This window comes from Mycoplasmopsis maculosa, from assembly GCF_900660665.1.
Lineage (GTDB): Bacteria > Bacillota_I > Bacilli_A > Mycoplasmatales > Metamycoplasmataceae > Mycoplasmopsis > Mycoplasmopsis maculosa.
In genome coordinates, this window is record NZ_LR215037.1 from 465,744 (window position 1) to 491,160 (window position 25,417).

Sequence of the window (25,417 nt, forward strand, 5' to 3'; positions counted from 1 at the left end):
AGGCGACTTTTACTAATATGCTTCTTCTTTTGTTTGAATTTCTTCTTCATTTATGTTAATTTTATTTTCATTAAAGTATTCAACATATTCTTCATTTAACCTATTTGACGAATATATTGAATCATTATTATTTATGTTAATTATTTCTTCTTCTAAACCTAAAAGAGGAGAAGCAACATTTTCTATTTTAGTTTTTAATTCGTTTTGTAAGGCTTCAGTATCATCCTGTAATTTTTGAATATTTTCTGCTTCATTTAATACTTTTTTATAGTACTTAAATGATGAAATTATGTAATGATCATTATGAATTTTAAATTCGTCATATAAAGGATAATTTTCTTCATTATCAATATCAAATTTTTCTGAATATGACTTATTTATAATATTTTTATATATATTTTCATATGTTCCAGATTCTGATTCTTTATTATTATTAAAAATATATACATAATCAAACTTATCTTTTTCTAAAATATCTTTTTTATTTGTTATAAAAACAAACGCACTATTATTAAACTTATTTAGATTATTTAAAATTTTAATAAACTCATGTTTATCAACTAAATCATTATTTCTAATATCATCCTCAATAACTATTAACAATGGCTTTTTAACAAGAGTTTTTATTAAATTTAATTTATTTCTATTAATAAAATCAATTTCAGTAAAAGGTTTTAATAAATTCTCTGTAGGAATTAATGATTCTTCAAAAATATCTATAAATCTTAATATTAATAAATATTTTTTTATATCATTTTTTTCTATGTGTTTTTTATTGATAACAATTTGTCTTAAAGCATCGAAATCTTTTATTAAAAAAATAAAAGATGCTAGTATATCTTTCATTAAAAGAAACTCATTATTTGCCTCTTTTAAATAAAAATCGTGTATATATGTTTTTTTATTAATCCCATTTTTATAGTAATTTTCACCAAATAAAAACATTTTTACTTGTTTAATTATTCATTTGTATTTTTTTATTATTAAATCATAATCTTTTAATTTATTTTTTTCTTTTAAAACTTCATCAATATAATTATTTTTAATTTGATTTATACGAAATTGGCTTATACCTTTGCTTCTCTCAATTTTTGTCAAAAGATTTTTAAACATTAATGAAAATGAAACACTATCTTTTACCTTATAAATATTAGATTTCGCTTTTTCAATTTTTGTTTTATTTTCTAAAATATTTTCTTTAAATAAATCAACATTTTTTTTGCTTGAAGAAATATAACTTTCTAAATTTAAATTAAAATTATTTTTTATTTCCTGTGAAATTCTATAAATTGAGAATTTGTTCTTAGAATAGTTACTTGAAAATAAATTATTATTAATAAATAATTTCATTTCAAAAATTAAATTCTTTTTTAAACTTTTTAATTCTTCATATTTTAAATATTGCATTCACTTAAAATTGGATTTTAATGTTTTATAAATATATTTTTCAACTAGTGATCTTTTAACTAAATAATTTTTATTTTCAGTATTTTTTTGATATCTATTTGCTAAATCAAAATTTATTTTAGAATTATTTTTAAAACTAAAAATCATTGATTTTAAATATTGCTTTGTATTATTTTTTAATTCATAAAGCATATTATTTAAAACATTTATATTCTTTTTTGCATCTCTTATAATTAATTCTTTTTTTATATTCATCATAGATGTATCTTTTATTTTTTTAATAAAATTATATTGTTGTTCTAAATGAATTAAATTAGACTGCCCTTGTACACCAATATTTTTATCATGTAAACTTGCTAAAATATTAAAATTACTTTTAAATTCCTTAAATAATTCAAAAACAAGTTTTATAAAATAAGAATTCATTATTTGCAGTTCTTCGCGCATCTTTTTAGAAATATCTAAAACGTTATAAAAATGGCTATTTTTTAGAGATTGGTTTATTTCAAAAAACATTTTTTTAACATCAGCTGAAACTTTTTGTATTGTATTTAAAAATTTTTTAGAATTAGATATTAAAAGTGAATATATTTTACTTTTTATTATGTAGGTATTATTTGCAACGATTTTAAAGTATTTTAAAATCTGGCTATCATCAATTTCATAATTTTTTCTTATATTATTTATTTGTTCAATTAACGGTAATCTATCACTATCGTCAAAACTAGATAAATTTAAATAACTTATATTTTGTAGTGTTTTTTTTCCTTTTAAAAATTTAAAATTATCTTCTAAATCGTAAAAACTAGAAACTGAAAGATTGGCATTTTTATGAATTGCATTTAAAAATCCACCATTAAATATTTCTTTATTATTATCATTTACTAATAATAGTATTTTTTCATTTTTAAAAACTTTTAAACTTTTAATTTTAAGATCAGGTTCATTTGAAAAAGCTTTCGAATAAGAATTTTCAATTGACAAAACAATATTTTTCTTTAACATATAATAAAATTTTATATTAAAAATTAAAACATTAATATATTATAATTTTAAATAAAAAGAGAGGGCTAATGGATAACTTAAAATTTTATTTAACTGAAGAAGCTAATACAAGTACTACTGCAGTAGAATCAACTACAATCTCTAGCTATATTTTGACATTAATAATAGCTATATTTTTAGTATTATTAACTTTTCTAAGAGCAATAATACCTTTATTTTATGGTCAAGGTTTAAAAGTCCAAATATTATATTTTTTAAATAAAAAACACATAAATAAAAAAGGTCTGAAACTAGATTCAAACTTTTTAGTTTTTGCAAAATCAACTGTATCCAATTTATTTATTAGTGCAATTGTTTCTTTAATTACTTTGATTATATTTTTAGTTTTATTATTTGCTTTTGATATTCTTAAAAAAGCTTTATACTTAAACAATACCGGATTTATAATTTGTACAATATTTTTATCAATTTTTTCTGCTATAGTTTTAGTAACGACAATTTATTTAGGCATATTTAAGAAAAAAATAATTAATTGAATTAAGGAAAATGACTTGTTAGATGATAGTAAATTGATTGAAAAACAAATTAATATCGAAACACAAAAAGAACAAATAAATTTAGAGGATTTTTTAGTAGTGGTCAAAATAAACAAAGTATTTTCAATTTCAAATAATGTGTCTAAAAGTTTTTGAAATAGGAATTTAAATAATTCCGTATCTAAAAAAATAACAGTATATTTCTTTTTAACTTTTGATTTTGAAAAAGTTACATTCGGTAAATATAAAGATGTTACAATTGACTCATTTAGAGACAGTGCTATTAGAAATAACTTTATAAATGAGACAAATTAAAAAAAACTAAACATACTATAAAAAAGCGTGTTTAGTTTTTTTAATTTATTTTTTTCTATTTAAAATAGCAACAGCTTCAATATGGTGTGTTTGGCTAAACATATCACATGGTTGTAAATAAGTTAATTCATACATATTACTTTTTAAAAATAAATCTACATCTCTACATAATGTATGTGGGTTACAACTAATGTATCCTATTTGTTTAGGTTTCATTTCTAATATTTTTTCTAAAAAAACTTGTTCAAGACCGCTTCTTGGAGGATCTACAATTATTTTATTAAACTGTTTATTTAGAGATTCAATTATTTTATAAACATCACCAGAATAAAAAGAAATATTAGATATACCGTTTATTTTAGCATTTTCAATTGCGTTTTCAATTGCTTCTTTAATTATTTCTATACCAATAACTTGTTTTACTTTTTTGCTAACCTTTAAACCTATAGTACCAATACCACAGTAAGCATCCAAAACATTATCACTTTTTTCTAGATTCATATTATTTATAAGCAACTCGTATAAATTATTAGTTTGAGAAGAATTTACCTGAAAAAAACTATTAAAATTAATTTTAAATGTAAGATCACCAATTTTATCATATATAAATGTTTGTTTGCTTAAATATTTTTTTAAAACATTATTATTTTTCACTTCTAATAAAACTTTCAATTGAGGAAATGCTTTTGAAATTTTGTCTAAAAAATCAATTTCAAAATTAATTTGTTTTTTTACATTAAAAACTAACATTAATTGATCGAAAGCATCTGAATATCTAACTGTTATATTTTCAATATTAGATACATTTTCTTTCATATTTTTATAATAATTTATATTGTTTTTAATTCACTCCAATAATAGAGAAATAGGTTTAGCAGCTAAATCATAACTTGTTTGTTCAATAAGATTGTGAGTATTTTTTTCATATAATCCTAATTTTATTTCATTATCAATTAACTTTACAAAAACCGTTAGTTTATTCCTGTAGTTTCAAATTTTATTAGATGGAAAAATTTTATTTATATCATTAAAATGAATATTTCTACTAAAAAGATAATTTACAAAGTTTTCTTTAAATTCTAATTGATCATTGTAACTTAAATTTGCTAAAGATGTTGACCCACTCTTCATTAAAGCTGTATTTTCAATTTCTACTCGTTTTTTTGATGTAGTTTTTCTTTTTATTACTTTAGCAAAAGCAAAACGCGAATTAGCTTTTTTTATAGTTATATTTGCAACTTCACCTGGTAAGAGATTTTCAACAAATATAGGATAATTATCTATTTTAACAGTTCCTAAACCCTCGTATGTATGATCAATTGCAATCACATCATTTAAAATATCATTTTCTTTTAATTTCATATTATTATATTTTACATTATTGCTTATTTTGTAAGGTTAAAAATTAAAAAAATATGAGTTAAACTCATATGCTAAATTGTAATTCACAAGGTAACAGGTAACCAAATATGTTTTGGTTACCTTTTTTATATTTTCTAATATTATGATTAGTAATGTTAATTTGATGAGTGGGTCACCACATATATTTTATTTAAAGCTGCATTCTCAAAAGGCACAGCAACGCAGTTTATCAATAATTGTTTTTGCTACTTTTTTAAAAAAAGTAGAAATAAAAAAAGAAATTCAAAACTTTCCTTTCTATATTTCTTTATTATTTTTTAATCTTCAAAAGTTATTTTTACTTTTGTTTGATTTATTATTTGATCTTTCTCAATTATACAAAGTAGAATTTTCTGAAATTATTTTTCCAGGATCCTTGATTTTGCAAAGTTCATAAACTTCTGATGCACTTAAGTATCCGTGTATTTTTCGTGGTATATTATTTATATTGTGTTGAACATTAAAAATTTCTTCATCTGAAACTAAGTTAAAATCAGTTTTTTTCTTGAAAAAGCGTCTTACATAACCATTAAAATTTTCATTAGTTCCTCTCTGCTGCGAAGCATATGGATCAGCTCTGTAAATATAAATTTTAAGTTTGTAAGCTAATATAAATAAGGAACTAAACTCAAAACCATTATCACAAGTTATCGATTTAACGTTTAATCTTAATTTTTTAATAATGTTAAAAACTATTAAATTAATTTTTCAAGGATTTTTATTTGGAACTTTTACTAATATGCCATATCTGCTGAATCTTTCGACAAATGATAGAATGTGTGAATGTCCTGCTTTTTGTTTTCCTACAATTAAGTCTATTTCTCAATGACCAAATGTGCTTCTCTCATTTATTTCTCTAGGGCGTGCTCAAAATGGTCTTATCCATCTTGTACCAACAAGCTTTATATGGGCTGGAGCTTTTAATCTTTTTCCGCCTTTTTTATAATCCTTTCTTAAAATATCTTTTTTCTTGATTACTCAAAAATTTGAATTAATTCAGTTATATATAGTTTTTAAAGAAGGCGTTTTAAAATCAAAATTATTTTTAATATATAAATGAGTTAGTTCAATACTAAAAGTGTTTTTATTGTATTTCTTTTTGAATTGTATTGAATATTCGTTATATAAATTCATATTGTTAATAAATTTAAAATGATTTTTTCATTTTTCTCTATTATCATGTTTTTCTTGTGCAGAATTTGCATTATAACCTCAATAATTAGAATTAATTTTTATTTCATTTCATAATGATTTCCTTGAAATATTTAACATTTTAGAAATTTTGCTTATAGTTTTATTTTCTATATTTAAGTAAATATCGATAATATTTCTAATTTTATAATCTATTTTTATATAATTCATATTGGTATGTCTCGAATTTCTTTCGGGGCTTTTTTTATAAAAAAACACCCTATTTATATTTTTTCATATAAATAAGGTGTTACCTTGTAAATTACAATGTGGCATATGAGTTAAACTCATATTTTATTTTTTTATTATTCTACTCAATTTTTTCCAATTGATTTAATTTCATAAGCATCACTATTGAAACTTAATTTAGCGTTTTTAAGTTCTTCTTTGTTTTTATAAATTGAAACTGATATATTTTCTTTGTTTTCAATTTTTTGTAACATTTTTTGATACGCTTCTTTGTATTTTGTATATGAAGTTAAATACTCTTCTTTTGCTTGTGTTTGTGCTAATTCTAAAGCAGCTTTTTCTGAATTAAATCTTTGTTTATCAGCTTCATTTTCAAGGTTTAATCCGCTTTTTTCTAAAGTTTTAATGCCTTCTTTAAGGTTTTTATTAGCTTTAATATAATCATTTTGATTTGAACGCATATTTAAGAAAATATCACTTAAATTTGAATTTTCTAAAGAGAAAATTTCAGTTAAATCTTTTAATGGATCTAAAAGAACATATTGATCGTTAACCTTAACTTCAATTAAAACTTTTGTATTATTATTTTCATCTTTAAACTCAATTAATTGAACATGTTTTGGATATAAATAATAAAGAACATTAGAAATTAAAAGTGATAATCCAGTTTTTCCAATTGCACCGTGATTGTTTAATTTTGAAACTAAAACATTTTGAAATAATGGGTTAGTTGTATTATTTAACATTTTTTCAACTAAATCATCATTTATTTTTGAAACTTCTTCAGCTGTTTTATTGACAATTAATTCATCATAAGTTTTATTATTATTTATATTTAAATAATAACTTGGATTTATAGCTGATAAATTATTCTTAACAAATTCAAGTGGATTTAATTTAAATTCGTCAAATTTATTTTCACCTAATTTATTTCTTAAACTTCTTAAGAATAAAGTTAATTCTTGTTTTGAAATACTTTCAGTAAATGAAGATGTTATATAAGGATTTTTATCAGATTTTGAATCTAGTATTAAATAAATAGGTTGAAAAACTTTTAAAAAAGAATGTTCATTGTTTAAATCTATCGCATTAATTTGTTTTGCTAAATTAACTAAAATATTTTTATAAGTCTTTGTTAAATTTTCTATTGTTTGACTATTCCTAAATGAAGTTTCTGAAATTAGTTCGTTAAAATAAATATTTGGAATATTTCCTTCAATTTCAGTAGTTTTTTCATCATTATAGAAATTAGTAACTAGATCTATTTTTTTACTAATAAAATTAAATTTTATTTTATCTTTTGAATAATATTTTTCAGATGATAATAAATGATTATAAGGCGTTCCTTCGAACATTCATGAAACAAAAGCTTCAAAATATTCTTTATCGAATTCTATGTAATTTTTAACTATTTTTTTATTGCTATCAAAACTGTTATATCAATAGTTTAAACTTGATTTATAGTGATATTCCAAATAATATTTATCTTGTTTGAAAATAGAAGATGATTCTTTTGAAGTTTCATAGAAATTATTAAATATTTTTAATTGTAGGTTGTAATTTTCTTTTAATTCATTTACAGCCTTATTATATGATTCTGTTCCTTTTTCTTGGGTTAAATTATTTATTTTATTTTGTAAAACTAAATCTAATTTTTTAATTAAACCACTAGTTGATTTATTGTAAAAATCATTATTTTTTTCTATATAAAATGAATCATTAAGTTCTTTTGTGTTTTTAAAGGGATTAACGCATGAAACAGCTGCTAACGGAGCAATTGTTAAAATAGGTGTAAGAAATTTAAATTTCATATTTTTCTCCTTTTATAATGTTGCATTATATGTTCAAGATCTAAAACCTAAGTAACTAATGGCAGAACCGATTATAAATAAAATAATTGAAAATAATAATATACCAATAGAATAAGCTTTATAAACTTGATATGCTGTTTTTAATGATTCTTCTATAGAAACTGATTTAATATATAAAACAGAATTTGATTTGTAAATTAAGAAAGAACATATACAAATTAAGAATAATGCTATTGCTACAACAATTGTTCATATAACTGTTTGAACTTTAATATTAACTTTTTTCATATTTTAACCTTTAATAGCACTTCCTTGACGACTAATAGCGTTCATAATTTTCTTTCTAAATACAAAGTAGAATAAAAACATAGGAGCAATAACTAAAATCGCACCAGCCATTCTAATACTATTGAATATAGGACCGTTTTGATCTTCGTTTTCACGACCAACACCAAAAAGTCAAACTGACATAACTCTATAATCAGATCCAGCAATTAAACTTGGTCATAAATAAGAATTTCATGAAGCTAAAGCAGTTAATATAACAATTGTTAATGTAGTAGGAGCAACCATTGGAATAGCTATTTTAAATAAATATTTTGCGCCAATTGCACCATCGACCATCGCAACTTCTTTAATTCTTCCTGGAATTGCTTCAAATGCGTTTCTATACATTAAAGCGTTAAATATTGAAGCAATAAATGGAACTGCGATTATAAATAAGTTATAAATAAATAAAGAAGTCTTTTGGTTATTCGATGGCTTAAATAATTGGTTTAATTGAATAACAACTCATTGTTGACCAGAAAGTAATGCAACTTCTGGTAAAACTAATAATGATAAAAGAATAAATCAAATAAATTCCTTACCTCATCATTTTTTTAAGCTAAATGCATATCCTAATAATAAGGTAACAAAAACTTTAAGAAAAATTGATAATAAAACATTAGAAAATGTTAATAAGAATGAAAATAAGTAACCTTTTTGTCAATCGTTTTGGCTTCAAGGTCAAAGACCTGCATTTTCTGTAGTAGCAGCAGTTACTATATTAGAAACAAAATTTCAAGAAGAAGGTCATATACCTGCTGTACCGTTACTTACTTGTAATGATTGTTCTTTGCTCATAATTGATAATAAAATCATATAAGCAAATGGTGTGATTATAATTAGCCCAAATAAACATAAAAATAGTAGTTTAAGTACAGATTTAGTAATTAAACCAACAAGTGATCTATCATGAACTTGTTGTGTAACTGAATCTCGTTTCTTGCTTAGAGTTCAATTCGCGAATTTCGCTTGAATCTTTAATTTTCGTTCAAACATCTGATTCTCCTTTATTTAATGCGGCTAATGATAAAATTCTAAATCCACCACGAATTATTGATGAATATGAAACACCAATTATAAATAAGATAAGTGAAGCAGCACCTGCTAATTGATAATCAACAAGATCTTTAACATAGTAATAAATAACTAACATTAAAGTTGATGCACCAGCTAATTTTGCTTCGTCAGCTTTATTATTAAATAAAGCTAATGGGAAAACTTTTATACCATTAATAATACCAATAGTTAAAATAAATGTTACTGTTTTACTAATTGATGGTAATGTTATTGTAAAAAATTGTTTAAATGAACTTAATCCATCAATTGAAGCTGATTTATAGAGGTTTTTGTCAACAGAGAGCATAGCAGTTGTGAATAATAAAATGTTAAATGCTAATCCATTTCAAATACCATTTATCAACATAGGTAATAATGATTTAAAAGAAGTTTCACCACCTGCTTGTCCTAATCAATCTATGTTTGCTTCAAAACCTAAACTTCTCAAGAAGTAATTAAATTGACCATCTGTTGCAAATATTTGTGTAAATGCTAATGAAACAGCAACAGCGTTTGTAACATAAGGTAAGAAGAAAACAGTTTGTCAAAAACTTTTAAAAGTTTTCTTAATTAAATTTGATATTAATGATGATATCAAAATTGATATACCCATTGTTAATGGCAATACTAACAATGCGTAAATAAATGAGTTTCTTACAGCAACAGCAAAGAATAAATCATTTAATAATTCATTTATATTTTTTACACCAACAAAATTATTCTTTCCGTCTGTAAAAGCATTATATATATTAAAAATGAAAGGTATAACTGTAAATGATGTTAAAACTAATAAGGCAGGAATAATAAGAATTAGTGCAAAAAACACATTTGTTCTTCTATCAACAACACTTGCTGATATACTCTTCTTTTTATTTGCCTCTGAATTTACTGTATATTCAAATAAGATTTGATTATTTGTAGATTTACTTATTTTTCTTTTAAGTCTATTGAACATGATATGTCATTCTTTCTTCAGACATTGATTCAAAAATATGTAATCTATCTTTTGGAATATTAAAGTAAATTTCATCATTTAAAGCTAATTCAAGTTTGTTGTTTACTAAGAAGTTAAGTCTTATTTTTCCTTCAATATCAACTATCAACTTAGATTCTTTACCAAAGTTTTCTAAAGCTTTAATAACACCTTTAAATTGAGCTTCTGATTCTTTTTCTACTATTTCATAGTCTTCAGCTCTAACACCAACATTTAATGTTGCTTTTTGAACATCTAATTTAACACCTGGAATATGAACACCTTTAACGAATAATTTATCATCTTTATATTCAGCAGGTAATAATCCCATTTCAGGCATACCTAAGAAACGAGCAACAAATTGATTTGCTGGTTTGTTGTATAACTCAAGAGGTGAACCTAATTGTTGAACTCTTGATGTAGACATACAGATAACAATATCACTAATTGACATAGCTTCTTCTTGATCGTGAGTAACGAACACTGTTGTTATACCTAAACTTTGTTGTATTTCACGTATTCATTGTCTTGTATTAATTCTTAATTTAGCATCTAAGTTTGATAATGGCTCATCCATTAATAAAATTTTTGGTTTTTTAACAATAGCACGAGCTATAGAAACACGTTGTTGTTGACCACCAGAAAGTCTTGTTGGTTTTTTCTGTAAAATTGGTAAAATTTCAACACGCTTTGCAACTTCTAGAACTTCTCTATGAATAGCTTGTTTTATTGAAATAATGTCTTTTGATAAAATTTCAATTTCTTTTCTTTGTTCCTGTGTTAATTTTGCAGTTCTATTTTTAGCATCTTCATGCATTACTGAAACAAAATTATATTTTGTATTTAATTCTTTACGAATTCTTGCATATTCTTTTTCTAAATAAGCAGGAATAACTTTAACATTTCTTGTTAATCTTTCTAAAGAAGTTTTATTTATTTGTTTATATTCCTCTTTTGTCGCTTTGTATTTTTCTTTTAAAGAAGCTATTTTAGGTGTAAATTCTTTTTCAATATCAACAATTTTCATTTGATATCTTAAAATCATTAAATTAAACATTATTTTCTTTTCGTATTTTGCTAATTTAATAGCTTCTTTTGGTTCCATTTGTGATTTATCTATTTTAGAAATTTCACTAATTAACTGTTCATATTCATGTTGTTTTGAAGTTGCAATTTCTTTATTATCTTTTTCTTTATAAGCAAAAGTCTTTAATAAATTTGAAGATTCGATTTTTGAAATTATGTCTGTTTCAATAAATTTTCTTTCGATACTATTAGCTTTTGCAATTTTATCTTCAAATTTTATATTTTTAACAATTTTTTTGTATTCATCTTTAACATCAGCAAAATACTTAATTGTTTTTTTAGCTAATAAACTATATGCTGAATCATAACGGTTTTGTCCTAATTTTAAAGCACTTTTTGCATCAATTAAATTTTTCTTAACAGCTGAAAGTTCAATTGAATATTCTCTTTCCATTTCTTCTAATAAAGCTCTTGTATGAAGAACTGTTTTTAAATATTCTTTGCATTCTTCATCAGTTGCGCCAAGTAATTTTAGATAAATAATTTCAATCTTTGTTTTAGCAATTAAACGTTTAGAAATTATCATATTTTGTCAATCACTATCATTTTTTAAAGGGAAAGCAATGTTTGCATACACACTCATATGTGGGTATAAAGCATAGTTTTGAAAAACAAAACCTAGTTTTCTTTTTTGTGGCGGTAACAATGTAACGTCTTTACCATAAAATAATACATTACCACTACTAATTGAAAGTAATCCTGAAATTGCATTTAATGTTGTTGTTTTACCAGAACCAGATGGCCCAAGTAAAGTTACTAATTTACCTTCTGGTATTTTAAAACTAACATCATCAACAGCTAAAGTTTCACCAAAATCTATAAAAACATTTTGTAATTCAATAGCTGGCAATTCATCAGAGTCTGCAGAATTAGAAATTTGTTTACTTAATCTTTCATATTCTGAAACATCTTCAGGTAAAACTTTCAATGTTTTGTTTTTTAATAAGTTAAAAATTCTTTTAAAAATCATATTAATTCCTTAATTTTACCTTTTTATTTTTTTCTAAAATACTTTATTTATAGATATTTTAGAAAAACTATTTGGCCTTATAAACATTTGGATTGTTAAATACATTTATATCCACTTTTTTTGTAAAGGATTCAAATGCAGTACCAAATTTTTTTATTTCATAAACATTTTTTGAAACATCATATGGTGTACTATATTCTGCAAAAAATCCATCATTATAATAATTTGCATTTAATAAAGCGACACCTAATAATCTTCACACATATCATTGAAGAGTTCCTTCAATTTTTTGTAAATCCATATTTGGAATAGGATTAATATCATATGGAAGTGTTAATCCTGCTCTAGTTATTTGAACTGAATAAGATCTGTCTACATCTTCAATTTTTTCAGGTTTATCATTAGTTTCTGAATAAAAAACATCACCTACTCATCTTCCAAATGAATCTTTTTCTGTAATATATGCATATACAATTTTGTTATTTTTTAAAGTTTTTGAAGCAAATTCAGATGACATTAAAGCATATTTATATTCTTTATCACTTGCGCGAGTTAAACCAACATATTTTTCTGGTGTATCAATACCAGATAATCTTATTTTATTTTTATCACCTGTTCTAATTCCACGTTCATTATTGTCTTCTAAGGCTTCAAGATAAACAGTATCGCCATCAGCGCCCCCTACAACTTTAAATTTAGAAACATTTTTTTGAACAAGAACATGGTTTTTATCTAAAACAACTTTTGGGTTAAATTCTTCAGGTTTTTCACATGAAATAGCTGATAATGATGACATTATAGCAACTGACATTGGTACGCTTCAACTCAATATTTTTTTAAATTTCATTTTTTTATTTCCTTAAAAATAAATAAGTTAAACAACCATTTTATTGGTTGTTTACTTTTTTTAATTACCTAAATTATTTTTGAAATTTTGAAACAATTGGTGATAATGAACTAATAACAGTATCTTCATATGTAGGGTCAATGCCTGCTTCAATTTTTGAAGATAACCCACCAAATATTGCTTGAATACCATTTCTAAATGGATTAGCATAAACTGATGATGGTTCTTCATATAAAATAACGTTTGAACCTTCTTGTGAAACTTTTTTAAATACTTCTACAGCAACTTTTAAATATTTGTTTGTTGTTTTTGTAAAGCTTTCATTTGATTCAAATCCTTTATAAGGAACTATGTATGAAGCAATTCTTGTAATGTGTTCAAAAGGTGTTTCTGTAACAACTTCTGCTCATCTATCAACACCTTCTTTTTTGTGTCTGATTTAGGTAAGTCAATTTGTGTTGATGATGTTAAAAATTTAACAAATTTAACAGTAGCTAAATCTAATTCTTTAGATTTTGAAATACCGAATAAGTTAGGTCCTTGTAAGAATGTTGCTGTTTTAGTATCTTCTTTAACTAATTTTCCGATTTGTTGTTTAGCAACAATTTCTGACTCTTCTAAAGATTTTGATAATGAAGGAATAACATGTTCAAATTTACCTTCAACTTTTAATGGAGCACTAAAATCTTGTTCTGTTACATATACAACTTCTGTTGCATCTTTACTACCATCTGCATTTTTTGTATTTACTATTTTGAAGTTACCAACTTTTTTGAATAAATCTGATAATGAGTCTAATACTGCAATTTCATCTGTTTTTGAAGCCAAAACTTTTACTAAATATTTACCATTTGAAAGTTCTGATAATTTAGCTTTTGTTTCTTCATCAGCAGGATAAATATCATTGTTTTTTGTACCTCTATCACCAGATAAAATTTCATTTGAGCGTGTTCCTAATTTAACTTCTTTTTTGGTTCCAGTTTCTGTAATTAAACCAAAGTTAGCACTTGTTACTTGGAAGTTTTTCTTTGGATTTGCTTTGTTAATAAATTTAATGTATGGATCTAAAGCTTTGTTAAAGTTATATGAATAACCAGCTGTTGAACCAAATGATCCAGCAATTTTATGATTAACAGAATCAACTGATGCAAATTTTCCATCACCATAAACTTTTAAAGCTTTAACTGCAATAGCATCCTTTATTAAGTTATAAATTTCAACAAATTTTTTAGTTGTTTCATCATTTTTATCTAAAAGTTTGTTAAAAGAAATAATTGTTTTACCATCTGAATCTTTAACAACTGAAATAGGCATTTTTGAATCATCTCCAGAAACAGTATTTGAACCGTATAATACCGGTGCAATTAAACCATTAATATCATCAACACCAATAATATTAATATCTGATGATTTATGTGGGAATGATTGTGCAGCAGCCATAGCAAATTTTATTAATGAAGTAAAATCTGAAAAAATAGTTTCATCTACTGTTATACCGTTGAATAATTGAACAATTTTTTCATTTGTATCTGGATTACCAAACATTTTATCTGATTTAATGTAAGCAACATCTTCATTTCATTCATCGTTATCTACATTAAATTCTGTTTTAATTGATTCCGCAACTGTAACACCTGCATCAGCAATAGTTTTAAATATTGTCTTAAAAACAGGACCGTTTAAGTTAAATACAACTGTTGACTTTAACAATGGTAATTGATAAAATTTACCAGAATCTGCACCGGAAATTTTGTCATTAACTTTAACGTACTCTTCGTCAAAAAGATTTCTGTTTAATGCGTGTTCACCAAATTCTGAATTTGAAAAGTCTAATTGCTTTCCATATTGAACAATTCTAGCTAATGTATGAGCATAGTTAACTGTTAAATTAGCTAATTCTTTTGTATTTTTATTTTCAAGATCTGTTGTAATTTTTGCATCACCTGATGTATATCCTGAACCACCATGGCTAAGTTCTACTTCCAATGTTGAACTTAATTTTTCAGTAATTTGTTTTTCTTTTTCAGAATCCTTAGCTATTTTTGCAGCTTCTAATTCTTTAAGAAGTTTATCTCTTTCAGGTTTAATAATATTTTCATTGTAATATTTTACTAAGTCTTCTAATGCATTTCATTGACTTTTATCACGAGTAAAACTTACTTGAAAAATAACTTTTGAGTCTTCTGTTGCTGAACAAGCAACAGCTGAAATAGATGTAGCTGCTAATGAAAGTCCAGCAAGACTTGTTAATATTAATTTATTCTTTTTCATTTATTACCTCTTTAATTAAAGATTTATATAAAACGCAACATCAAATTAATTTAAATGATATTAACGCCAATATAATTTTATATATATATTAATGATTAAAAAAGATATTGATATCAATATGCAAAAATATGAAAAATTTACATATTTTATATTTTATTTTTTAAAAAAATAAGCACAAATAAAGATAATAAAAAAAATATGGTATAATAAATATCTTAAAAAAATATAAATATAGCTTAAATAATTATTATACTTTTAGCAAAGTAAAACTATATTTTAGTTTTTTATTGATAAAGACTTTTCTAAAAATATAAATGTATAATTAAATTATGAATAAAAATAAGATAAGAAATTTTTTAAAAAGCAAAATTTTTTTTACATTACCAAGTTCTTTATTATTAACTACAGTTTCTTGTTCATATAATGAAGTTGAACTGAAATCATTTAATAAATACATTTCCACAATTAAAAAAATAGAAAATGAAAATGTATTAATAAATAATGAAACAAACAAACTATTAGAAAATTTAAGTGTTAAAGAAATCAACACAAATGAATTAATACATTTAAATTTTAAAAAATATTTATTTATAGAAGAATTATTGAAAGAAACAGATTTAAATAACGAAAAACAAAAAAAATTAATTTTTAATAGCTTCAAATTTATTAATAATGTAATTAATGAATTTGAAGAAAAAAAAGATAATGATACATTATTAAACAAATACAATGATTCAATTTTAAAAATTATTTCATTTAAAAATGAATTATTAAAAAGTGATATTATTTTTTCAAAATATTTGGGTGAAATTTTAAATGAATTTATATATGAAATAACTTTTAAAGTTGATATTTATATTTCAAAAACCTTTATGGAATATATTATAAAAATAATAAATATTTTGGATAAAAAAATTAACGATTTACTTAGAATAAGTGAAGATGAAAAAAATAAATTTTTAAAAATTGATATATATGAAAAAGAAAGTAATGAGTATCAAGAAGCTTATAAAAATTTAAGTAAAATAATATTTTTAAATAATTATTATATTTTTGAGGAAATAAAAAATTTTAATAATTATTTAAAAATCGTTAAGGAAGATAATGAAAAATTTTATTCAAATTCTCCTCAAAAAGAGTCAAGAGAAGAATACATAAAAAATAATACTATCAAAAATGGTCTAAGAATTAAAATAAATTCTTTGATCACAAATGAATTAATTGATAATTTAAAAGAAAATGATAATGAAAATATTACAAATGAGGAATTAATAAAATTTATAAATGAGACTCAAAATAAAATTAGAAAATATTATAAATATGAAATTTTAGATTATAAAAATAAATATAATTCTTTCAATAAATTAGTTCAATTTATTTATAAAATAGGTCCAAAGGATAAAAAAGATACAAAATACGTAAATTCAGTTTTTATTGGGTGAAACAGTAATTTTGAAGCATCACTTAATTTATTTAACATTTGAAAATTAAATATAAACAATAATTATAAAATTTCAAATAAAGAAAATTTTAAAGAAGACATTCCTTTACCTGATAGAGTAAATGGGAAAAATATTTTTGAAATTGCATATAACGCATTATTAAAAAATGGTGGTTATCATGAATAAAAAGTTTAATTTTTTTATAAATTCTTTGCTTTTTTAGCAACTTCTTTCTTTGTAAGTTCTAATAATAAACAAAATAATTATAAAGTAATAGAAATAAGCTCTGACAAATTAGAAAAAAGTAAAATAAGATTTAAAAAAATAGATTTTTTTATAAAAAATATTGAAATTATAAATAGAGATAATTTAGAAAAATATATTTTAGATATTATTGGTGCGAAAACAGAAATGAATATAGGAATAAAAACTGGAATTCTATCAATAAGAGTTCCAAATAATTATGATTTAAATTTATTTTTTAATAAATTAAATGAATATTTTTATGATAATAAAATAGAAATTTTCAAGTGCATTAAATATAATATAAATGAAAATAAATATTACAAAAATCTTTATTCAAATAATAATTATATTAATTTAATAAATAAAGAAGCAAAATCAAAATCAAATGAAGAAGTTTTTAATTATGTTGGTTTATTTAAAAATATTATTGAAAAACATAAGCAAAAATATTACAATTATGACTTATTTGTAGGTGTTTTAGAAGCAAAAGGACATGTAGATCCAAATGGAATTGCTTTTAGAGAACATAACTTAAATAATAAAAAAATAAAATGAAAAGATTCTTGGTTTTACGATGAAAAAGTATCAGATCATGCTAACGTTATAGCGGAAATTACTATAGGTTCAGAATATGGAATTAATTCAACAGTGAATATTATTTTAGCAGAAATTGATTCATGAAATGGAATAAATGAAGAAATTGAATACTTACTGAATAAAACCACTATTATAAACAATAGTTGGGGCAAAAATATAGAACAAATAGGTAATTATCTAGGATATAACTTAGATGCTGAATATTATGATTGATATATTTATAGAAATCCAGAATTAATAAATGTTATATCTTCTGGAAATTCTTATGATAAAGGATTCCAAGAAATAGATAATTTAGCTTTATCAAGAAATTCAATAATAGTTGGATCTCTAAACTTGAAAACAAGTAAAAAGTATTTTTATAGTCAAATAGAAAACGTTAATAATTATATTTCAGTGTTAACTCCGGGTTTTTATAATTTTAAAAGTCCTATAAGACAGGACAATATTGATTATTATTTTGGACATGGTACAAGTTACTCAGCTCCAGTTGTTACCGCGATAGCAAGTATGTTAAAGTAAGAATACAGTTATATTTTTGATAAAGGTGCAGATTCAATATTTTTTAAATCAGCCTTATTAACTGGTTCTATAAAAAACAAGAATCAAAACAGAGATTTAGATAATTTTTATGAAGCCGGAATTCCAAATTATGAAAATATTGTAAATTTATTAAAAAATACTACTATCTTTAAAAGATTTGAGAACAAAAAAATACTATTTTAGTTGAATTAAATAAAGGTGATAAATTAAGAACCGCATTAACTTATTTAATTAAAGAAAAAAATTATAATAAATCCAATTTTCATTTAAAAATAAATTATCTTGGTGAAAAAAGAGATGATTATAATTGACCATATATAAGAGATACACTTGTTGTTTCAAAAAATAAAAATTATAATGTAGAAATAATAGAATATATTGCAGAAAAAGCCGGAGCTTATAAAATAGAAATTTTTTCTGATGATGTTAAAAATAAAAATATAGAATTAGCTCTTTCTTATTTAATAAATTAATTTTAAAAAAAGACATAAGATTTTACTTTATGTCTTTTTTTAAAATTATGATATTGTGTTCATTTTTTCTGTTCTTACAGTATAGTCAATATAATTGTTTAAGCTTTCATATAAGCTTTTTCCATCTTTGGTTTTTATAAAATTATTATATGCTTCAGCTGAAACTCATCTTTCTATAATTATAAGTGTTGATTCATTCTTTCAACAAACATCAATTGATAAATTTAGTTCTTGTCTTTTAATAGAATTTGTTCAAAACTTAATTTGACTATCTAATAAATTTTTTGTTTCTTGCTTAATTGTTAATTCCCTATAAACTATAAAAATCATATTACTCCTATTTTGTTATCCTATCAAATAATTTAAATTTATCAATAAGTTTTTTATTATTAAATTTATTAAAATTTTTTATTTCTTTTTCCTCAAATTTTTCAATTGATAAAGCAGCTGCTACTTCACTTATTTTTCTAGGCATAGTTATTTGTAACGCTCAAGAAACAGCATAAATTCCATTTAATAATCTTGATAAAACTAATGCTAATTCTTCTAAATTATCAGTTAATTTTCAAGGTGTTGTTTCATCAATATATTTATTTAATTTTGAACTTAATTCAATTGCATAGTTTAATGCTTTATCCATTTCAAAATTGTCCATAAAATTTGAAAAAATATCTGGGAACTCTTTAATTTCATTATCTATTTTTTTATGAGAATCTTTTAATGATTCACTATAAATAAGTCCATTTGGAAAAGAATTATTTAACATTTTTAGTGTTCTAGAAATTAAATTACCATAATTGTTAATTAGATTTGCGTTTACTATTTCAACTAATTTTTCTTCACTAAAATTACTATCTTCTCCTAAAATAACTTGTGAAGTTAAATAGTATTTTATCATTTCTTCATGATATTTTTCTCTTAAATATTCTGGCTCAATAACATTATTTAAAGACTTAGACATTTTTCTACCATCTTTGTCTCTTAATAGACCATGAGCAAAAATTTTTGAAGGCATATTTATTCCCAAAGCATGCGTAAACATTATTCAATAAATAAAATGAAATCTAGATATTTCTTTTCCAATAATATGTACTGTTTCGCATTTATCATTACTTCAAAATTCTTTATAATCTTGCCCTGAATTATCAAAATCAAATTTTAAAGCAGTTACATAATTAAACAAAGCATCTAATCAAACATATATAGTATGTTTTGGGTCTTCATCTATTTTTATTCCTCATTTTATATTTTCTCTTGTTACTGATAAATCTTCTATACCATCTGTAAAAAAGTTTTGAATCATTTCTTTTACCATTTTATTTGGTGAAAGTCAATTTGGATTTTTTTGAACTTCTTTAAGTCATCATTCTTGCATTTTGCTAATTTTAAAGAAGTAACTTTCTTCTTTCATATTTACTAATTTATGACCACTTATAGGGTGATAATATTCGCCATCTTCTTTTTGCACTGCTTGATTTTTTGTTAAAAATTCTTCATCACTAACTGAATATAAACCTTCATAATAACCCTTATAAATAAAATCGTTTTGTAAAAATCAGGTAAATATTTTTTTAACTGTTTTTACATGAAATTCGTCAGTTGTTCTACTAAAATAATCATATTTTATATTTCATTTTTCCCACATTTCTTTGTAAGTTTTTACTAAATCATCAACAAATTTTTGTGGTTCTTTATTAGCTTGTTTTGCTTTTTCTTCAATTTTTTGACCATGTTCATCACTACCAGTTAAAAATTTAACTTCATAACCTTTTATTTCCTTATAATTTGCTATTGTTCTTGCAACAGTAGTGCAATATAAATGACCAATATGCAAAGGCCCAGAAGCATAATAAATAGGTGTTGTTATATAAAATTTCTTATCTTTCATATTTTTCCTTTTTTTGCTAATAGTTAATTTTTATAGGTTTATACAATTTTTTAATTTCAGGTAAGTATTCATGTTTTTTGTTGTTATTGGGATCATGTAAATACAAATTTGGAAGAAAGTGAACACCTCAACCAGATTGAAAACGTCCTTCAACTAATACTAATTTTGGTTTATCATTAATTCTAGGAATTATAAATTGAACTCTTTTTGGTTCAAATTTATATTGTCTCATATAAATAAAACAATCAACTAATCTTTCAACAGGTATAACTAATGATAAATAACCTTTTTGCTCAATTATTTTTGAGCAACCTTTAATTATTTGCTCTAAATTTAATTTTATTTCATGAGTAGCTATCAATAATTCTTCATTTACTTTTTTACTTATTTTTGTTTTGTCGTAAACATAAAATGGTGGGTTGCAAATAATCTGATCATACTTTGGAGAAGCATTTTTTGTTAATTCCTGATAATAATTATTAAAATCAGCATTGATAACATTTATCTGGTGTTCTTTATTATTTAATTTAACATTTTTTCTTGCTAAATTAGCTGCTTTTTCTTGTATTTCTATAGCATCTATTTTCAATAATGGGCTTCTTTCTGATAAAAAAATACTTAAAGCACCGTTATTAGTACCTATTTCTAATACTCTTTTTATTTTATTATTAATAAAAGCAAAATTTGCTAATAATATAGTATCAACTGAATAATTAAACATATTTTTATCTTGAAAAATATATAAATCAGAGTCAAAACCTAAACTATTTTTTACTAATTTTATTTCCATATTATTTCTTTTTACTCTGTGACTCAGCTTTTTGTTTTTCTAAATAATTTTGATAATTGCTTTCAAAAACCGCATCAACTTTTCCTGTTGTTTCGTCCGCGCCAATTATGACAACATTAACAAATTGACCTAATTTATATTTTAATTTTGTATTAGATTCACAAATTAATTCAGTTCCTTCTTCATTTGACTTAAATGTGCCATCACCAATATTTGAAACATGTACCATTGAAACAGTTTTATTTGGAAATTGAACAAAAACTCCAAATTTAGTTATACTAAATATTTGTCCATTCAGCATTGTCCCAACTTTATTTTTATAAAATTCTGCAAATTTTAGATCATTTGTATCACGTTCTAATTGAACAGCATTTTGTTCAGATGTGGAGTTCATTGATGCTATTGATGATAACTTTTCAGAAAATTCACTTATTTTTTTTGATCTATCGTTAAACACAAAATCCCATAAAATTCTGTGAACAATTACATCTGGATATCTTCTTATAGGGCTTGTAAAATGACAGTAACATTCACTAGCTAGACCAAAGTGTCCTATATTATCCGGCGAATAAATAGCTTTTTGCATAGTTCTTAAAAATAACATTTTTAAAAAGTCATCAGTTTTTTGAGCATTTATTGTTTTAACAATTTTTTGAAATGATAAAGGAGTAATATTTTTTCTATCAATATCAACTTTTATATTTAAAATTCTTAAAACATTTAAAAAATAATCTATTTTTTCGTCATCAGGAATTTCATGTATTCTATACATCATAGGCAATTTTTTGTTTGTTATAAATTTGGCAACTTCTTCATTTGCTCTAACCATAAAATCTTCAATCATCATTTCTGATTTTCCTGTTGGTCTTAACACAATATCTTTTACGCTTCCATCATTATTTAACAAAATTTTTGGTTCTTCGATTTCAAAATCAATATAACCTTCGTCTATTTTATATTTCCTAATAATTTGACTTAATTCATAACTATTTTTTATTAATGTATTTAACTCTTTGTTTTCAAATTCTAAATTATTATCAATAAATTCATTTACTCTTTCATAAGTCAATCTATGTTTACTTCTTATGATAGTAGGAATAACTTTTGTATCAAAACTTTTTCCTTCTTTATTTATTTTGGTTATACAGCTTATAGTCAATCTATCTTCATTAGGATTTAAAGAACAAATTCCATTTGATAATTTAAAAGGCAACATAGGTATAACTTCATCTAATAAATATATACTTGTTCCTCTTTTTAAAGCTTCTTTATCTAATGGAGAATCTTCTTTCACATAATAAGCAACATCCGCTATATGAACACCTAATTCATAGTTGTTTTCATCAATTTTTTTAACGCTTATAGCATCATCAAAATCTTTTGTACTACTTCCATCAATTGTTACAATTAACTCATTTCTTAAATCTAAACGGTTAGAAATATTTTCATTATATATATCGTCAGGAATATTTTCATTTATATAATCAATTACATCTTCTTCAAATCCTTCTGGTACATTTCTTGAGACTTTTAAAGATTTAACATAAGCCATAGGATCTTCTAGATTTGTAATTTTTTTAATTATTTTTATTTCTTTATATTTATTTTTATAAGAAATAATTTCTGCCATTACTATATCCAAAATTTTAGCTTCTTTGATAGAGTCTATAATTTTAAAATTTAATGATTTATAATGTTTTTCAATAGGTTTAAATGTTAAAAATTCTCCAACTTTATCTAGTACACCTATTATTTTATTTTCGCCTCTTTCTAGAATTTCATTAACAACTCCAAATGTCTTTTCTTCAGAATTATATCTTTTGTAAACATTTATATTTACGACATCGCCATTCATAGCATCTTTAAAATAAACGTTTGGTATAAAATAACTAATAGGTTGCCCTTCGTTATCAATCTCATCAGTATCAAGAAAAGCAAATTTACCTTCCCCGGCAAATTTGATTTTTCCATTAACAGATGTTATAAATTCAAGCGCGTAATATAATGATTTTTTTATATCAGAAGATATTAAATAAGAATCAATTAATTTTAATAATATTTTTGTAAGTTCCTTATTTTGTGCAGGTTTTATTTTTAGTTTTTTAGCGATATCCAGAAATGAAATGTCTGGATATCTTTTGATAACTTCTAGTATTTTATTTTCTTCTAAAATCATAAAATTCCTATGAAACTATTCCTAAATTTGATTGAAAATATCAAATTAAAATTCCTAAAATAATTAAAACTATACCACAAAACATCATTGAATACTTTAAAACTTTTTTATATCCTCTTTCTTTTGAAAATTTAAATAACTCCAAATCATTTGAACCTACTAAAGCTCCAGAAAATGAGTTAGAATCAGGTGCCATTAACATAGAAATAACTACAATTATTATTGAAAAAATAATCATAAATATAACAAGTAGTTGTATTAACATAGTGTACTCCTTATCAAACAATATTAATAATTATATATTAAAAATAAAATAATAATATTGGCTCCTATTATATTTTAGAAAAAATATATTAATATTTTTTTAATGATTATTTATTATTTTTTAATAAAATATTATTTTTTTACCTAAAATACTATAAAAAAGTCTTTTATGAAAGATAAAATATTTTTTATTATTTATCTTATTTTTTTTATAAGCTTTAATATATAATAAATATTAATATGAATATAGATTTTAATAAAAAACCTATTGTTATTTTTACAGGACCTAGTGGTGTTGGTAAAGGAACAATTGAAAAAATACTTTTTGAAGATGAAGAACTAAGACTTAAATTGTCTTGTTCTGCAACAACAAGAAAGCCAAGAGAGGGTGAGGTTAATGGCATTCATTATTTCTTTATTTCAAAAGAAGAATTTAAATCTAAAATTGACTCTAATTCATTTTTAGAGTATAGTTTTCATTTTGATAATTATTATGGCACTTTATTTGAAGAAATTGATAGAATTCATAATTCAAATAAAATTCCCTTTCTAGAAATAGAGACAAATGGAGCTAAACAAATTTTAAAAAATGTTTTAACAAATAAACAATACAAAATTATTACATTGTTTCTCTTACCACCTTCAATAGAAGAATTAAAATCTAGAATTGAAAATAGAAATACTGAAAATGATGAAGCTATTCAAAAAAGATTATTGAAGGCTGAGGAAGAAATTTCAGATTCAAACATTTTTCAATATAAAATTATTAATGATGATGCTCTAAAAGCTGCTAAAGATATTAAAAGAATTATTTTAAATGAAATTGAGAAAAAATAATGGATTTTGGTAAGTTAAGCAACAAAGGAAATGTACGTTTAGAAAATCAAGATAGAGTTGCCATTTTAAATAATGGTGATTTTACTTTTTTAATTTTATGTGATGGGATGGGAGGACATTTTGGTGGTTCACTAGCCTCTAGTATTGCACTAAAAACTTTTACAAATAATTTTATGAATTTTTTACCTAAATACAATCAAAATAGTAACTTTGAAGAATATGTAACTTGGTTTAAAAAAACATGTGATTTTGCAAGAAATGAAATGATTATTTTTTCAAATAATGATGAAGCAAAATTAGATATGGGTACAACTATAACTGCTGCATTAGTGAACAAAAAAGAAAATTTTATTTTAATATTTAATATAGGTGATTCAAGAACATATATTTTAACTACGCAAGGTGAATTAAAACAAATTACAGTTGATCACAACTTATTAAATCTTTTTATAAAAGATAAAATTCCTGAACATATTGCAAGAAAAAATAAAAGACACGCCGCTTTAACTAGTGCATTAGGTCCTTTAAAGACTACTAAAATTGAAGTTTTCCCAATATTTAATAATAGTTTTGAATCAGTTTATTCAATATTATCTACAAGTGATGGTGTACATGATTTTATTGATAAACCTATTTTAGAAATGATTTTAAAAAAACACAATAACGCCCAAGAAATTGTTGAAGAAATTGTAGATTATTCATTAAAAAACCACTCAACAGATAATTCTTCAGCAGGTCTTATTATTTTGGATAATTCAAAAAAATGGGGTAAGTAA

At 22.9% G+C, this 25,417-nt stretch carries 21 protein-coding genes and 1 pseudogene; 6 read left to right on the plus strand and 16 right to left on the minus strand.

Annotated elements, in window-relative coordinates:
* Positions 1-12: 12 nt before the first annotated feature.
* Positions 13-2,412, minus strand: a complete 2,400-nt coding sequence (locus EXC47_RS01885; RefSeq protein ID WP_129646589.1) for an MAG1360 family OppF-related protein — start codon at positions 2,410-2,412, stop codon at positions 13-15.
* A gap of 68 nt (positions 2,413-2,480) precedes the next feature.
* Between EXC47_RS01885 and EXC47_RS01890 the strand changes: the two genes are divergently transcribed.
* Positions 2,481-3,263 (plus strand): MAG0920 family protein, encoded by a 783-nt coding sequence (locus EXC47_RS01890; protein ID WP_129646591.1) that lies wholly within the window; start codon positions 2,481-2,483, stop codon positions 3,261-3,263.
* 45 nt (positions 3,264-3,308) lie between these two features.
* Here the strand turns inward: EXC47_RS01890 and rlmD are convergent, their stop codons facing one another.
* From rlmD to EXC47_RS01930, 8 genes are all read right to left on the minus strand, one after another.
* The gene (rlmD, locus tag EXC47_RS01895; protein ID WP_129646594.1) at positions 3,309-4,625 is read right to left on the minus strand and encodes a 23S rRNA (uracil(1939)-C(5))-methyltransferase RlmD; all 1,317 of its coding nucleotides are present in this window, start codon (positions 4,623-4,625) and stop codon (positions 3,309-3,311) included.
* A gap of 297 nt (positions 4,626-4,922) precedes the next feature.
* A complete protein-coding gene (locus EXC47_RS01900; protein ID WP_223211701.1) occupies positions 4,923-6,026 on the minus strand; it encodes an IS30 family transposase in 1,104 nt (367 codons plus the stop codon).
* Between the two features lie 134 nt (positions 6,027-6,160).
* On the minus strand, positions 6,161-7,855 hold the full coding sequence (locus EXC47_RS01905) for a hypothetical protein (RefSeq protein ID WP_129646596.1): 1,695 nt from the start codon (positions 7,853-7,855) through the stop codon (positions 6,161-6,163).
* A 12-nt stretch (positions 7,856-7,867) separates the two neighbouring features.
* Positions 7,868-8,143, minus strand: a complete 276-nt coding sequence (locus tag EXC47_RS01910; RefSeq protein WP_129646598.1) for a hypothetical protein — start codon at positions 8,141-8,143, stop codon at positions 7,868-7,870.
* Between the two features lie 3 nt (positions 8,144-8,146).
* On the minus strand, positions 8,147-9,178 hold the full coding sequence (locus EXC47_RS01915; protein WP_129646600.1) for a carbohydrate ABC transporter permease: 1,032 nt from the start codon (positions 9,176-9,178) through the stop codon (positions 8,147-8,149).
* Entirely contained in the window at positions 9,087-10,193 is a 1,107-nt protein-coding gene (locus EXC47_RS01920; RefSeq protein ID WP_129646603.1) for a carbohydrate ABC transporter permease, read from the minus strand. Before EXC47_RS01920 ends, EXC47_RS01915 begins: the two co-directional genes overlap by 92 nt.
* The gene (locus EXC47_RS01925; RefSeq protein WP_129646605.1) at positions 10,183-12,267 is read right to left on the minus strand and encodes an ATP-binding cassette domain-containing protein; all 2,085 of its coding nucleotides are present in this window, start codon (positions 12,265-12,267) and stop codon (positions 10,183-10,185) included. The genes EXC47_RS01920 and EXC47_RS01925 overlap by 11 nt, the downstream gene beginning before the upstream one ends.
* A gap of 67 nt (positions 12,268-12,334) precedes the next feature.
* Entirely contained in the window at positions 12,335-13,114 is a 780-nt protein-coding gene (locus EXC47_RS01930; RefSeq protein WP_129646607.1) for a thermonuclease family protein, read from the minus strand.
* Between the two features lie 47 nt (positions 13,115-13,161).
* Here EXC47_RS01930 and EXC47_RS03985 point away from each other — a divergent pair, with 47 nt between their 5' ends.
* Positions 13,162-13,326, plus strand: coding sequence for a hypothetical protein (locus EXC47_RS03985; RefSeq protein ID WP_223211702.1), 165 nt, complete (start codon positions 13,162-13,164; stop codon positions 13,324-13,326).
* 17 nt (positions 13,327-13,343) lie between these two features.
* Here EXC47_RS03985 and EXC47_RS04045 read toward each other — a convergent pair.
* Both EXC47_RS04045 and EXC47_RS01940 read right to left on the minus strand, forming a co-directional pair.
* Positions 13,344-13,553, minus strand: a pseudogene (locus EXC47_RS04045) (hypothetical protein); the annotation flags it as partial.
* Complete coding sequence (locus EXC47_RS01940; RefSeq protein ID WP_129646609.1) at positions 13,463-15,385, minus strand: P68 family surface lipoprotein; 1,923 nt, start codon at positions 15,383-15,385, stop codon at positions 13,463-13,465. The pseudogene EXC47_RS04045 and the gene EXC47_RS01940, both read right to left, overlap by 91 nt.
* A 329-nt stretch (positions 15,386-15,714) precedes the next feature.
* On the opposite strand from EXC47_RS01940, the gene EXC47_RS01945 reads away from it, so the two are divergent.
* Positions 15,715-17,013: a hypothetical protein gene (locus EXC47_RS01945; RefSeq protein WP_129646611.1), complete on the plus strand. Its 1,299-nt coding sequence runs from the start codon at positions 15,715-15,717 to the stop codon at positions 17,011-17,013.
* A gap of 225 nt (positions 17,014-17,238) precedes the next feature.
* Positions 17,239-18,192, plus strand: a complete 954-nt coding sequence (locus EXC47_RS01950) for a S8 family serine peptidase (RefSeq protein WP_129646613.1) — start codon at positions 17,239-17,241, stop codon at positions 18,190-18,192.
* Between the two features lie 539 nt (positions 18,193-18,731).
* Here the strand turns inward: EXC47_RS01950 and EXC47_RS01955 are convergent.
* From EXC47_RS01955 to secG, 5 genes are read right to left on the minus strand one after another with little or no spacing between them, the layout of a single operon-like run.
* On the minus strand, positions 18,732-19,016 hold the full coding sequence (locus EXC47_RS01955) for a hypothetical protein (RefSeq protein WP_129646615.1): 285 nt from the start codon (positions 19,014-19,016) through the stop codon (positions 18,732-18,734).
* Positions 19,017-19,023: 7 nt separating this feature from the next.
* The gene (metG, locus tag EXC47_RS01960) at positions 19,024-20,574 is read right to left on the minus strand and encodes a methionine--tRNA ligase (RefSeq protein WP_129646617.1); all 1,551 of its coding nucleotides are present in this window, start codon (positions 20,572-20,574) and stop codon (positions 19,024-19,026) included.
* Between the two features lie 16 nt (positions 20,575-20,590).
* The gene (locus tag EXC47_RS01965; RefSeq protein ID WP_129646620.1) at positions 20,591-21,364 is read right to left on the minus strand and encodes a tRNA1(Val) (adenine(37)-N6)-methyltransferase; all 774 of its coding nucleotides are present in this window, start codon (positions 21,362-21,364) and stop codon (positions 20,591-20,593) included.
* Between the two features lies 1 nt (position 21,365).
* Positions 21,366-23,540 carry a ribonuclease R gene (rnr, locus tag EXC47_RS01970; RefSeq protein ID WP_223211703.1) on the minus strand — a complete coding sequence of 725 codons (2,175 nt, stop codon included), beginning with the start codon at positions 23,538-23,540 and terminating at the stop codon, positions 21,366-21,368.
* Between the two features lie 7 nt (positions 23,541-23,547).
* A complete protein-coding gene (gene secG, locus EXC47_RS01975) occupies positions 23,548-23,805 on the minus strand; it encodes a preprotein translocase subunit SecG (RefSeq protein ID WP_129646622.1) in 258 nt (85 codons plus the stop codon).
* A 239-nt stretch (positions 23,806-24,044) separates the two neighbouring features.
* On the opposite strand from secG, the gene gmk reads away from it, so the two are divergent.
* Together gmk and EXC47_RS01985 are read left to right on the plus strand one after the other, a co-directional pair.
* Positions 24,045-24,641: a guanylate kinase gene (gene gmk, locus EXC47_RS01980; protein WP_129646624.1), complete on the plus strand. Its 597-nt coding sequence runs from the start codon at positions 24,045-24,047 to the stop codon at positions 24,639-24,641.
* Entirely contained in the window at positions 24,641-25,417 is a 777-nt protein-coding gene (locus EXC47_RS01985; RefSeq protein ID WP_129646626.1) for a PP2C family protein-serine/threonine phosphatase, read from the plus strand. The genes gmk and EXC47_RS01985 overlap by 1 nt, the downstream gene beginning before the upstream one ends.